General features: G+C 39.3%; 13 protein-coding genes, 1 tRNA gene and 2 pseudogenes. 10 read left to right on the top strand and 6 right to left on the bottom strand.

The features are described from left to right. Positions 1-119: pseudogene (locus F947_RS14970) on the bottom strand (IS982 family transposase); the annotation flags it as partial. Positions 120-296: 177 nt separating this feature from the next. Here F947_RS14970 and F947_RS04750 point away from each other — a divergent pair. Beyond that, complete coding sequence (locus F947_RS04750; RefSeq protein WP_004972822.1) at positions 297-764, top strand: hypothetical protein; 468 nt, start codon at positions 297-299, stop codon at positions 762-764. Between the two features lie 480 nt (positions 765-1244). Here F947_RS04750 and F947_RS04745 read toward each other — a convergent pair whose 3' ends face one another. Together F947_RS04745 and F947_RS04740 are read right to left on the bottom strand one after the other, a co-directional pair. Then, on the bottom strand, positions 1245-1589 hold the full coding sequence (locus F947_RS04745; protein ID WP_228619181.1) for a hypothetical protein: 345 nt from the start codon (positions 1587-1589) through the stop codon (positions 1245-1247). A gap of 156 nt (positions 1590-1745) precedes the next feature. Further along, positions 1746-1821 (bottom strand) — tRNA-Arg (locus F947_RS04740). Between the two features lie 179 nt (positions 1822-2000). On the opposite strand from F947_RS04740, the gene F947_RS04735 reads away from it, so the two are divergent. The 7 genes and pseudogenes from F947_RS04735 to F947_RS04705 all read left to right on the top strand — a co-directional run bounded on the left by F947_RS04735 (position 2001) and on the right by F947_RS04705 (position 8151). Further along, a complete protein-coding gene (locus tag F947_RS04735; RefSeq protein WP_004972815.1) occupies positions 2001-2936 on the top strand; it encodes an ABC transporter ATP-binding protein in 936 nt (311 codons plus the stop codon). After that, positions 2933-3706: an ABC transporter permease gene (locus F947_RS04730; RefSeq protein ID WP_004972812.1), complete on the top strand. Its 774-nt coding sequence runs from the start codon at positions 2933-2935 to the stop codon at positions 3704-3706. The genes F947_RS04735 and F947_RS04730 overlap by 4 nt, the downstream gene beginning before the upstream one ends. Next, complete coding sequence (queF, locus tag F947_RS04725) at positions 3706-4521, top strand: NADPH-dependent 7-cyano-7-deazaguanine reductase QueF (RefSeq protein ID WP_004972810.1); 816 nt, start codon at positions 3706-3708, stop codon at positions 4519-4521. Before F947_RS04730 ends, queF begins: the two co-directional genes overlap by 1 nt. 18 nt (positions 4522-4539) lie before the next feature. Further along, positions 4540-5190, top strand: a pseudogene (locus tag F947_RS14470) (hypothetical protein). A 369-nt stretch (positions 5191-5559) separates the two neighbouring features. After that, positions 5560-6561 (top strand): lytic murein transglycosylase B, encoded by a 1002-nt coding sequence (gene mltB, locus F947_RS04715; protein ID WP_004972800.1) that lies wholly within the window; start codon positions 5560-5562, stop codon positions 6559-6561. 294 nt (positions 6562-6855) lie between these two features. Continuing rightward, positions 6856-7464 (top strand): septal ring lytic transglycosylase RlpA family protein, encoded by a 609-nt coding sequence (locus tag F947_RS04710; RefSeq protein ID WP_004972798.1) that lies wholly within the window; start codon positions 6856-6858, stop codon positions 7462-7464. Between the two features lie 231 nt (positions 7465-7695). Then, the gene (locus tag F947_RS04705) at positions 7696-8151 is read left to right on the top strand and encodes an Mpo1 family 2-hydroxy fatty acid dioxygenase (protein ID WP_004972797.1); all 456 of its coding nucleotides are present in this window, start codon (positions 7696-7698) and stop codon (positions 8149-8151) included. A 34-nt stretch (positions 8152-8185) separates the two neighbouring features. Here the strand turns inward: F947_RS04705 and F947_RS04700 are convergent, their stop codons facing one another. The 3 genes from F947_RS04700 to rpsB form a co-directional block, all read right to left on the bottom strand. Then, positions 8186-8707 carry a DUF3465 domain-containing protein gene (locus F947_RS04700; RefSeq protein ID WP_004972795.1) on the bottom strand — a complete coding sequence of 174 codons (522 nt, stop codon included), beginning with the start codon at positions 8705-8707 and terminating at the stop codon, positions 8186-8188. A gap of 192 nt (positions 8708-8899) precedes the next feature. Then, entirely contained in the window at positions 8900-9775 is an 876-nt protein-coding gene (gene tsf, locus F947_RS04695) for a translation elongation factor Ts (protein WP_004972793.1), read from the bottom strand. A gap of 143 nt (positions 9776-9918) precedes the next feature. Beyond that, positions 9919-10665, bottom strand: a complete 747-nt coding sequence (gene rpsB / locus F947_RS04690; RefSeq protein WP_004972791.1) for a 30S ribosomal protein S2 — start codon at positions 10663-10665, stop codon at positions 9919-9921. A 208-nt stretch (positions 10666-10873) separates the two neighbouring features. On the opposite strand from rpsB, the gene map reads away from it, so the two are divergent. Both map and F947_RS04680 read left to right on the top strand, forming a co-directional pair. Beyond that, positions 10874-11701 carry a type I methionyl aminopeptidase gene (gene map / locus F947_RS04685; RefSeq protein WP_004972787.1) on the top strand — a complete coding sequence of 276 codons (828 nt, stop codon included), beginning with the start codon at positions 10874-10876 and terminating at the stop codon, positions 11699-11701. A gap of 341 nt (positions 11702-12042) precedes the next feature. Next, on the top strand, positions 12043-13095 hold the full coding sequence (locus F947_RS04680; RefSeq protein ID WP_004972784.1) for an OmpW/AlkL family protein: 1053 nt from the start codon (positions 12043-12045) through the stop codon (positions 13093-13095). Positions 13096-13255 lie beyond the last annotated feature (160 nt).

The following is a 13255-nucleotide window of genomic DNA, read 5'->3' as shown; positions in this document are numbered from 1 at the left end:
AGCGTTGCTTGTCTGATACGTTGACGTTTGTTTTCTTGCTTGAGAAATTGCCAATAGATGGGTTCAAATTTTTTGAAAAAATCATCAACAATACAAAAAATTTCTGTAAAATCGTACATGGTAGTTAGAGCCTTTGGGTTGTGTCGTAACTTTCTAAATGGCTCTAACTACCTTTTTTTCAAGGGCTTTTCTTATCCGTAATTCGGGTTAGTATAAGATGGGATAACGGACTAATTAATAAGACACGTTTTGATTTTATTGTTCCTTCATTAGTTGCAATTATATTAAGTGCAATTATGACCTTTGTATGGTTTGAAATTGGTACTAAGAATTCAAATATTTTTATCAATGATCTGACATATTATTTAATTTGCTTTTTACAAACAATGCCAGGCTTCTATATCGCTGCCTTAGCTGCGATATCGACGATTAATAGTACTACTATGGATCAGCCAATGGCTGGCGATCCGCCTAAAGAAAAATATGTTGAATATAATCCATATAAAGTTTTTTGGATTGAAATGAATAGAAGAAGATTCTTAGCACGATTATTTTCTTATCTAACCTTCATCAGCATCGTACTATTTTGTTTTTTATTAATTATCCGTTTTTCATATAGCTTAGAAATTAAGGTTTCTTCACTATATGTGGTCTATATGGTTTACTTCTTTTCTTGTGTAGTTGTTATATTTTCACTTGTACAGTTAATAATGATGACTTTTTTAAGTCTCTATTATCTTGGTGAAAGAGTCCATAAAAATTAGTTGTTTATACTGCAATATTTTTTTAATCAACCCATCTTACGATGGGTTTTTTCCAATTCCAACCTATAATTCTGCTATCTATAACCTCAATACATAACTATGGAAAAACTACTTTTACCAACCCTACTTATCGCCATCATTTTTGCTGGCTGCCAGAAATAACCTAAAGAAACCAACATAACCATACCTTAACTTCAGGGGAAGATTTTGAAGATGTCATCCAGTTTGAAGTAGCTGATCAAAAGATTAGCCAATTCCTTGAGCAGCTTAATGATCCAGAAACTCCACTGGAATTGCACAAGCGGATAATCTGTAGAGACTACCCAGAAGTGTACGCAAAAAAATATGTCTCCGCCCTATTGAAACGTTCACAACAATATAGTCGAGAAGAGTTAGAATTCGATCTTAAGAAGGTATTAGACTTTTGTAAAGTGAGGGACGACATAAAATGTTAGCAGGCTTACATCTGCCAATATCAGTTCAATTTCCCTTTGACAGAGTAGTCAGTTCTTCCAGGGTTACCAACTTATAACCGCCTTCAAAATCATCTTGTGCTGGCAATGGATCATCTTTAAATCCCATCCAAGATTCAAGTGTATGGTCATCAGGATGAGTGTAGATCGCCGTAGCACCACTACGTTCTATTAATTCCTGGCTGCCTTCAATTTCCATTTCAAAGCCATTCCACTCATAACCCATTTTAAATAACAATTCTTGAGCTTTATCAAATTCTTCATTTGTAGGAGTGGCTATACATAATCTTTGCATCATTCTTACTTCAACTCTTATTAAAGGCTTAAACCAATTTTTATATAAAATCAGCACAACTGTAGATATATCAACATAATAGAAGATTTCTTTGAAAACTATGAAATATTAGCTTACAAAGTGGTGTAATTAATTATGAGTACACAAATGAGTACATAGGATATGATTTTTATTTATATTATTGTTTAAAATCAAATACTTAATATGATTATGTGGTGCGCTCAGCGGGACTCGAACCCACGCCACAGGCTTCGGAGACCTGTACTCTATCCAGTTGAGCTATGAGCGCGCGCTGCACATCATAACAAAAAATTGCTGAAGGTAAAGCAACTATATATAAGTTACGTATTTTTATGCTTATGCTTTAAACAATGTTCCAAACTTGCAACATAGAATTCCATGTAACTTACTTGGTTTATTGACGCGGATCGCTCACAATAGTAGCTCTATTCCTCAAGTGAGAATTTCATGACTGATGCATTGACGTTAAGGGACGTGTCAAAGACCTATCGAAATGGTTTCCAAGCACTGAAAGGAATTAATTTGACCGTTCCTGAAGGCGAGTTTTATGCCCTACTTGGACCTAATGGTGCAGGTAAATCTACAACCATTAGCATCATCAGTTCTCTTACCAAAAAAACGGCAGGTACTGTCGAAATTTTTGGGCATAATCTAGATACCCAACCATCCCAAGCCAAGCAATGTTTAGGGGTAGTACCGCAAGAATTTAACTTTGGTCAGTTTGAAAAGACCTTTGATATTTTGGTCACACAAGCAGGCTATTACGGCATCCCTAACAAAGTTGCCGAACAACGTGCCGAAGAATATTTAGAAAAACTGGGTTTATGGGATAAACGTGCCACTCAAGCGCGAATGCTGTCTGGCGGTATGAAACGTCGCTTAATGATTGCACGTGCCATGATGCACGAGCCGAAACTGCTTATTTTGGATGAACCCACTGCAGGTGTAGATATTGAGCTGCGTCGTTCAATGTGGGATTTTTTAACAGAGATGAATGATAAAGGCACCTCAATCATTCTCACTACCCACTATTTAGAAGAAGCCGAAATGTTGTGTCGTCGTATCGCGATTATTGATCGTGGTGTGATTAAAGAAGACACTTCCATGAAAAACTTCTTAAACCAGTTAAGTGAAGAATCTTTTATTTTCGATTTAGCTGAACCGATTCAACCCATTCATTTAGATATTATTGGTGTACGTTTCAACTTAATTGATGCAGTGACCCTAGAAGTCACTATGGATAAAGCTCACACCTTAAATGATTTATTCCAACTTTTAGAAGCACAAGGCATTCGCGTGCGCAGTATGCGTAATAAGTCCAACCGTCTAGAAGAGTTATTTGTCAAAATGGTCGAAAAGAATTTAGATGGAGCTGCGCAATGAATTTTACCCAACTGCGGATTGCACTCTATACCTTAGTGCATAAAGAAATTCGTCGTTTTATGCGCATTTGGCCACAAACCTTGTTACCACCTGCTATCACCATGAGTTTGTACTTCGTGATTTTTGGTAATTTGGTCGGTTCGCGTATTGGTGAAATGGGCGGCTTTAGCTATATGCAATTTATTGTGCCCGGCTTAATTATGATGGCAGTCATTACCAACAGCTATGCCAACGTATCTTCAAGTTTTTTTAGTGCAAAATTCCAGAAAAGCATTGAAGAACTAATCATGAGCCCTGTACCTTTGCATGCCATTTTATGGGGCTATGTTTTGGGTGGTGTTAGTCGTGGCGTATTGGTCGGTATTATTGTCACCACCATGAGTCTATTCTTTACCGACCTTTATATTACCAATTGGTTTGTTACCATTTATACCGTATTAATTACGTCCTTTTTATTTTCATTAGGCGGTTTTATTAATGCTGTTTATGCCAAATCATTTGATGATATTTCTATTATTCCAACTTTTGTACTGACTCCACTGACTTATTTAGGTGGTGTATTCTATGCCATTAGTGCCTTAAGCCCTTTTTGGCAAAATCTCTCTTTAATTAACCCTGTGGTGTATATGGTTAATGCTTTCCGTTACGGCATTTTAGGACATAGTGATGTCAACGTGACGATTTCATTATCTGTGATTACACTATGCTGTGCAGTGCTTTATGGTATTGCCTATCATTTACTTTCTCGTGGTTCAGGAATGCGTGAATAATGAGTGTTGAACAATCTCTTCTTGGTAAAGACACCAATTATCCTACAGAATATCAACCCGATATTTTGTTCCCTATTTCACGTGCTGCTGCACGTGAAAAATATGCAGATGTTGAGGGAATTCAACTCGGGCAAGACTGGTGGCACGTTTTTGAAATTTCGTGGTTGAATGCCGCAGGTGTTCCACAGGTTGCGATTGGTCGGATTACGCTACCTGCTTCATCACCTAACCTGATCGAATCAAAATCATTAAAGCTCTACTTTAATAGTATGAACTTTACTCGCTTTCAGTCTGAAGCCAATTTCATTGAAACTGTTGAGCATGATTTAACGGCTGCAGCACAAGCACCTGTTACGCTAACTTTATTTAAGGTTGATGATTTGGCAATTAGCCAACCTGAAGGTATTTGTATTGATCAGCTCACGCCTGAGCGTTTAGAGCAGCATCCTGACCCAAGTTTATTGCAATTCGATTTAGAACAAGCGGAAGATATAGAGGTACAACTTTTCTCACATTTATTACGCAGCAATTGTCCTGTCACAGGACAACCTGACTGGGGCACGGTTTTTATCCGTTATCAAGGCAAAAAACCTTGTTATCGCAGTATTTTGGCTTATATTATTTCTTATCGTCAGCATAATGGTTTCCATGAACAATGTGTGGAACAGATGTTTGCAGACATCTGGCAAAAATTCGCACCAGAAAAACTGATGGTATATGCAACCTATACACGTCGTGGTGGTTTAGACATTAACCCTTGCCGTGTATCGGACTTAACATGGATGCCTCGCCCTATTCGTTTAGCGCGACAATAACAACATTGAGGTTGAACAATGCCATTTTTTGGATTCATTCCATCTGCAGAATTATTAAATACGATTGAAACTGCACAACAGAAAAAAAAATCAAGTGAGCCGCTGTACCCACTGCGCGACAAAACCGCATTAATGATTAATGAAGAAATCATTGATGCCATTTTAACCGAGTTGGTACGTCGTTTTCCTGCCAGCGATAAACGCGACACTGCCGAAAAACTTGCGGGCTATGTCAAATCTACCGTTGCAGTACTCCTAAAACAATTATTAAGCTAAGCGCCAAATGATGTCGTGAAACAATCGATTGAATTTTCTGAGCGCAGTAGCTTTAAAGATGCAGCAGGCAATGCACGTGTAGGTGAAACGCTCGATGCAAGTTTAGTGACCAACCTGAAACACAACTATGCCGAAATTCAAGCAGGCAATGAAGTGAACAAAGCTGCTTTAACCGAACTATATAAACAGTTTGCAGAAGCGACGGTACGCCACTTTATGAGCGACTTTAACAAAACCCTCGATTTGGGCATGATTAAGCGTAAAGCAGCAGATATTGGCGCAGCAGCGGTAATTAAAGCTGTCCATATTGCGGTGGATAAAATCATCCCAAATTTAACCAAAGAGGAACTCTTGGTTTTAGCGGAATATCACGACACCTTATTCCATCATTAATATCAGTGGGTTTAACTCATAATGCGTTTTAAGCCCTTTTGTTGCATGTTAAGTGCAAAATGCCTGATTTTGATCAGGCATTTTTATATGCAATGCAATATCAGGATATGTCTGCAACTTTTGCACAATCAAGAATAACTTTTTGCACCTAGATTGAATTTTGTTACAAATCCTGCGCGCTTTTTACACATTCTTTGTCTATTTTTGTATAAGTTTTTGCAAACCAGTCACGCATGAATGCTATCTTAGCCGCTTACTTCGCTTTCGCAGTTTGGCCCCAATAGCGGCTTATTCTTCATATATAAGTAGCAACTTATTTACTGCATATAAATAAGTTGTGTAAATCATCAATTTGGAATTTTCCTCAATATGTTCAAACTTGATTTTTATAACAAACTAAAACGTCTTTCTTTACTCATTGGTGCATTTTCTATCACCAGTTTTTGTCTGGCCAATGATTTCCAAAATCATCCGTCTTATGCCAGTTTTAAACAAAAAACCATGCAGACCTATGGCTTGAGTGCAGCACAAGTCGATTGGGCGATGGAAGGCTCTAAAAACTTACCCAATATCATCAACATCATGAACCGCCCAGGCGAAAGTAAGCCTTGGTACGACTATAAAACCAATTTCCTTGCAGAAAGCACTATTCAGCGCGGTGTGCGCTTTAAACAACAATATGCAGACACGCTCAATCGTGCTGAACAGCAATTTGGTGTACCGCAATCCATTATTTTAGGGATTCTGGGTGTAGAAACAGGTTTTGGAAGCAATAAGGGCTCTTTTGTAACCCGTGATGCCCTTGCCACCTTAGGCTTTGGTTATGAACGTCGCGCGGAATACTTTAAAGATGAACTCGCAGCACTGATCGCATGGTCATATAAAGATGGTGTGCCAACTTCTTCAATTGTTGGTTCTTATGCAGGTGCTGTTGGTTATCCGCAGTTTATGCCTAGCAATATTCCAAAATTTGGGGTCGATTATGACGGCAACGGACATATTGATCTACGCAACTCGGCAGTCGATGCCATTGGCTCCATTGCAAACTACTTGGCACAACATGGCTGGCAGCGCAATCAACCCATTGCATTTGCTGCACGATATACAGGCAACAATCCTGACAGTGTCATTGCCAAAGATTTGACCCTGCCAACACCTTATGGGGTTTTAAAATCGCAAGGCGTGATGCCAATGAATCCAATTGTGCAAATAGATAACCTCGACTTGGTCAATGTCATTCAATTACAAGAAAATTATGGTCATATCTACTATATAACCTACCCAAATTTTCAGGTGATTACGACTTATAACCGTAGCCGTATGTATGCGACTGCACTGTGGTTATTGGGCACTGAAATTGCGAGTCGCTAAGTACAAATTTAAATATAAAACCAAAAAGTCAAGAAATATTTTTGACAATTTGATCACAAAACAAACTTTTTACATACAATGTTACAATATTGATTATTTTTTAATCAAATAGAGTTGGTTTTTGGTACTTTTTGTCATTATTTTCGTATAAAGACTAGACACCTTTAGTGAGGGATGAATATTATCCATTTCGTCAAATGTAGTCGAAAAAGTGAAATTACAGACAGGATTACCACTATTTCAATCAGTTAAGAGCGAAATAAGTTAAAAATTCTGTCTTCAGGAGTTCAAACCATGCATAGTTCACTTAAATACTTACTTGCACTTTCTGCAGCTGTTGCCCTAAGTCAGTCGCAAGCTGAAATGGTGCAATCATCATTCAACAATGATAATGAGTCATCTAGCCTAGCTGCGCGTGTACTCAACAAAGAAGCACAAAGTTTTAATTCACATTTCTCAAATTTGAATAGCCTTTCAATCACCGAACGTTCAGGCGACCAAATCCGTCGTCAAACGATTGCAGCGAAAATTGAAATTCCTGCTGAAGAGCCTTCAGTGATTGAAAAGTTAAATACAGTGGCATCGAACACTGTACGTAAATTTAGCCAAACAGGTATGGCATCTTGGTACGGTCGTCAATTCCACGGTCGTAAAACTGCAAGCGGTGAAACGTTCGACATGAACGCAATGACTGCTGCACACCGTAGCCTGCCGCTAAACTGCTATATTCGCGTAACCAATAAAAACAATGGTAAAAGCGTTGTAGTTAAAGTAAATGACCGTGGTCCATTCCATGGCAACCGTGTACTCGATCTTTCTTATGGCGCTGCAAAACAATTGGGCATCACCAATGCAGGTACTGCCAAAGTAAGCATTGAGCGTATTGACGGTCCAAACTCTTAAGATTCGCTTACACGACTTCACATTTGACTTGAAAGCCACAGCAATGTGGCTTTTTTAATGCCTGTAAGATTTACAGTCATCCCATGCATGTCTGCACCAAGAAGATCCACACAAATTTTGTTGCCACTTCATTTTGAAAATATGAATACTGTTTTGACCACCTCTCTGTTCTCAGTTATATTTTAGACAATCAAACAATAACAACGGATGATCGGTCTACAGGAGTAGTACATGAAGACAGTAAGTGAGTGGCTAGATGAATACAGCGAGAGCCATCAAAATAAAACCAATAAATTAATTCACTGGGTTTGCGTACCAACAATCTTTTTTTCGATTGTCGGTATCTTGGCGCATTTCAGCGCTTTACTAACAACATTACTTCTGGTGCTCAGTTTTATTTTTTATGCACGTTTAGACTTGGTTCTTGCAGTTGCAATGGCAGCATTAATGCTGGTAATGGCATGGCTGATTTATGTTTTGCCTGTTGGAATGGGTTTTTATATCGCAATTTTTGTTTTGGCGTGGATTGGGCAGTTTTATGGTCACAAAGTTGAAGGGAAAAAGCCTTCATTCTTCAAAGACCTCCAATTCCTTCTCATTGGCCCAATTTGGTGCATGGATGCCTATTTAGGTAAAATCCTACCCTCTTGGAAAACACGTCGTAAAAACAGCATTATGAGCATTTAAACGCTATATCCTATTTTCGTTATCGGAAGAACCGTTATTGATAGGTTCTTCCTTGATGTTTTAACCATCCGCCCACGTGTTTATTTGCTGGATCATGATGCGTCCAGTGAATCACCCCACCCTTATCTGAGTATTCATATTCACCAAAAAACTCAACAGTATCACCTTTTGCAATATTGGTAATTCGTGGTGCAAGATCAATATTATGTGCAACCAATACAGTTTGCCCATTATTCAGTTTTAAAATAAATTTTTGATGACGTGAGCCTTCGTTGTCATCCGCTAACACTGCAATGACCTGCCCACTCGCACGGACTTGTAAATCGCTCTGTTTGCGCTCAAACGCACGTTCAATCAGCTGAACACCCTGAGCATCATCTTGCAGCGCATCTCGCTGTACGTCTAACTGCTCTTTTTCAGTTTGCGATGTGCGAGCAGTACTTGTAGATGGTGCATTTGATGTTTCAGACTGAAACTGCTGTAAATCTATGCCAAAAAATGCAGCAATTAGCACTACAATAATTGCGCCGATGCTTAAATTCTTTTTATTTGCCATATAACCTTCTTGTTCTGATTCCACCCTATACGATTAAGTCAATTATTCGTAACATACTGATTTAAAATTAATATCTTTAATCTTCATCTCAATATTTATGCCACGATTGCATATTGCCAAAATCTATATTCACAAAAAAGCCCCAAAATAAATTGGGGCTTTCCTTACAAAATATTTTACCTTAAGTAAAAATTATTTTGCAGCAGCTTGAGCAGCAGCAACTTCTTCAGCGAAGCTCATTTCTGCTTTTTTCTCAATACCTTCGCCTACTTCGAAACGAACGAATTGAGCAACAGTTGTACCAGTTGCTTTTAATACTTCAGCAACTTTCTTCTCGTTGTCAATTACGTACATTTGACGATCAAGCGCAACTTCGTTCAAGTATTTTTCAACTGAACCAGTTACCATCTTCTCTACGATGTTTGCAGGCTTACCAGATTCAACTGCTTTCGCTTCTGCAATTTCTTTCTCTTTAGCGATAAGATCAGCAGGAACTTGTTCAGCAGTAACAGCAACTGGGTTGAATGCAGCAACGTGCATTGCAATACCTTTACCAGTCGCAGCATCACCTGTGTAAGAAACAACAACACCGATTTTTAAACCGTGCTTGTACACAGCAAGGTTTTCACCTTCAACGATTTGTGCACGACGAACTTGGATGTTTTCACCAATTTTTTGAACAAGTGCAACACGTGTTTCTTCAACAGTTGCGCCATCTTCAAGTTTAAGTTCAGCAATTTTAGCAGCATCAGTTTCGTTTGCAGCAAGAGCAGCAGCAGCAACTTTCGCAGAGAAACCAGCAAAGTTTTCGTCTTTTGCAACGAAGTCAGTTTGACAGTTTACTTCTAAAAGAATCGCTTTGTTGCCTTCTTGAACGATTGTGATTGCACCGTCAGCAGCAATGTTACCTGCTTTTTTAGCAGCTTTTGCTTGACCAGATTTACGAAGGTTGTCAATCGCTAATTCGATGTCACCGCCCGCTTCTGTTAATGCTTTTTTACATTCCATCATTGCTAGACCAGTACGATCACGCAATTCTTTAACCATGCTTGCTGTAACTGCAGTCATGTTTATCTCCTAAAATCGGTAGAAAATGAATTCTTTTTTTAACAGAAACGGCCCAGAGGGTGTCTCTTGGGCCGTCTGCATACATGACGCTTACTTTGCCACCATCACATGTCGCAAAAATGACAAGCTTACGTCAAAACGCATTAAGCCTCAGAAGCAGGAGCTTCTTCGCCTTTTGCTTGAGCATTGGCTTGAGTTTGAGCGTATTCTTTACCAGCAATGATCGCATCAGCCATTGAAGAAGCGTAAAGTGTTACTGCACGGATCGCATCGTCGTTACCCGGAATAACGTAGTCTACGTTGTCTGGGTTAGAGTTTGTATCTACGATACCGATTACAGGAATACCTAAGTTTTTAGCTTCTTTAATTGCAATTGCTTCGTGATCAACGTCAATTACGAATAATGCGTCAGGTAAACCACCCATGTTTTTCACACCGCCTAAAGCGCGCTCAAGTTTTTCCATTTCACGGCTACGCTCTAAAGCTTCACGTTTAGTAAGCTTAGCAAAAGTACCGTCAGTAGACTGAACTTGAAGATCTTTTAAACGGCTGATAGATTGGCGAAGTGTTTTCCAGTTCGTCAACATACCACCTAACCAACGGTGATCTACATACGGTTGACCAGCGCGTTGAGCTTGTTCACGGATGATTGCAGAAGCAGCACGTTTTGTACCAACGAACAAAACTTTGTTCTTTTTGCTAGCCAATTGGTTTGCAAAGTTCAAAGCATCATTTAACGCAGGAACAGTGTGTTCAAGGTTGATGATGTGAATTTTGTTACGCGCACCAAAGATGTATTGACGCATCTTTGGGTTCCAGAAACGTGTTTGGTGACCAAAGTGTGCGCCAGCTTGAAGAAGGTCGCGCATGCTTACGTTGTAATCTGCCATTTTCTTTACCTTAAATGTTTGGGTTAGGCCTCCATATATCCGCATTCTCCACCCCAAAGGGCACCCAGAGTAATGTGACGATATATGTGCGGATTTTTAATTTCCCTTTTACCAAGCTCTTTGAAACATATTCATAAAAAGCATTTGATAAAATGGGCGGCTATTTATACCATAGTCACACACAAATTTCCAAAAGTTTTTAAAGATCATGAACACAACTTATCAAGCACCTCGTCGACTCATCAAAACCGCAGAAGATATTGAAAAAATGCGCGTGGCAGGACGACTGGCGGCAGAAGTTTTGGAGATGATCAAAGCACACGTTAAACCAGGCGTTACTACGCTCGAACTGGATACGATTTGCCATGACTATATTGTCAATCAACAACAAGCTATTCCTGCCTGCTTAGGTTATGGTGCTGCTCCGGGTCGTCCAGCATTCCAACACACCATTTGCACATCGGTTAACCATGTGGTTTGTCACGGTATTCCGTCAGAAAGTAAAGTGCTGAAGAAAGGCGATATTTTAAATATTGATGTCACAGTCATTAAAGATGGTTTCCACGGCGATACCAATATGATGTATATCGTGGGTGGTGAAACTTCCATTTTAGCCAATCGTTTATGCAAAGTTGCCCAAGAAGCGATGTATCGCGGTATGGCAACCGTTAAACCCGGTTCAACCATTGGTGATATTGGTCATGCGATTCAAAAATATGTTGAATCTGAACGCTTTAGTGTCGTGCGTGAATATTGCGGTCATGGTATTGGGACGACCTTCCACGATGAGCCACAAGTATTGCACTATGGTCAAGCCAACACAGGCATGATTTTAGAAGAAGGTATGACTTTTACCATTGAACCAATGGTCAATGCAGGCGTATGGCAAACCAAATTACTTGGCGATAAATGGACAGTGGTGACCAAAGACCACAAATTATCGGCACAGTTTGAACACACCATTTTGGTCACCAAAGATGGCTTGGAAGTGCTGACTGCCCGCCCTGATGAAGATTTATCACGCTTTACTGCATAACGTGTTTGCAGCCAAAATCTGTCATTGGCTAAAAATTTAACCCGTATGTCAAAAAGATCAGTTCCGACTGGTCTTTTTTATTAATTTCAACGCATACAATTTCTATAAAATCTTTTTATTTCAAACCAATAGAACTTTAAAGCCATCCAATAAAACAAGCATTTTCACGTATTCAACAGTTTTGGATTTAACAAAACACCTGCACACTTTTCCAGTTATTCACAAAAGTTTAAAAAAATATCTTGTAAAAACAACAGTTTTATTTTTCCAGTCCATTTCATAATGCCTTGCATAACAATCCCGTAAATAACAACAAGCAAAATTGGACATGGAGTTCCACAATGAAAAAAACACTATGCTGTTTGGCACTGAGTAGTTTGCCAGTCATCAGTTATGCCAACTCACCTTATTTTAGTTTAAAAGATGGTGATGGTTTTAAACGCTTTTCTGTTTCGGTAGGTGCGCTGCACGTTATGCCACAAGGTAAAGCACAACCTTTTCGGGTCAATACAGCCATCCACAATGGCTACACAGCGGATGTCGGTGAGGTTCAATCGCAAACTGTAAAAGATAATTTACGTGACGGTTTTGAGCCACCCATATTATTAAGCGGAGCATTAAATTTGCTGCCTACCGTGCCTGCCAACATGAGTGGACAAGCCACAATTTCAGGTTTGGAACAATGGGATAATCCCGGTACAGGTTTAGAAGCAGATGATGTCACTACACTGGGTATCATCAGTAACTATTTCTTTACTGATAATATTTCCTTTGAAGTCAAAGGCGGCATTCCACCTAAAGTTGATTTGCAAGGCAAAGGGAAAATTTATGCACCTTTCTCCGCAATTGCACGTCCATTAGGCGGTGCGTTGGGTGAGCTAGAATTACAAAACGATATTTTCATTACCGATTTAGCAGCACATGGCCCTGCTGCTTCTGCCCGAGCATGGACACCTGCATTTGAGTTTCAATATCACTTTGGCAAAACAGGCGTAAATAAGTTCCGCCCCTATGTTGGCGTCGGTTTGATGTATGCCTATTTCAATGAGTTAGAAATTAATCCACGTACTGAGCAGGACTTAATTGCTTCAGGTCACATGATTGCCAATATTAAAGAAGGAAAATCAGGCGCATCTTTAGAAGGCAAACCAAGTTCAGCCAACCCAAAAGTTGAGTTAGATGCCACCGATGCGTTTGCACCTGTTGCCACCGTAGGTTTTACCTATGACTTTAATGAAAAATGGTTTGCAGTTGGTTCACTATCTTATGCACACCTTAAAAATGAAACCACCATTACGGTGACCGATGCCAAACATGGTGAATTGATTCACTCTAAAGCAGATATTGAAGTGAATCCGATCATTGCATACGCTGGCTTTGGGATGCGCTTTTAATCTCTAATTTTACTTTTCCACTTTCAACTAAATTTAAGACGGCTACGGTCGTCTTATTTTTTCTTACACTATTTAATTAAAGCAATCGCTTCTATCTTGATAACTCAATTTTATCATTTGATGAATTTTATTTTATCGCGCTCTTGAGCTGAATCGATTA

This window comes from Acinetobacter towneri DSM 14962 = CIP 107472 (genome assembly GCF_000368785.1).
In the GTDB taxonomy this organism is placed as follows: Bacteria; Pseudomonadota; Gammaproteobacteria; order Pseudomonadales; family Moraxellaceae; genus Acinetobacter; species Acinetobacter towneri.
Note: the sequence above shows the minus strand (reverse complement) of the source record. Positions and strands in the feature narration are given on the sequence as shown.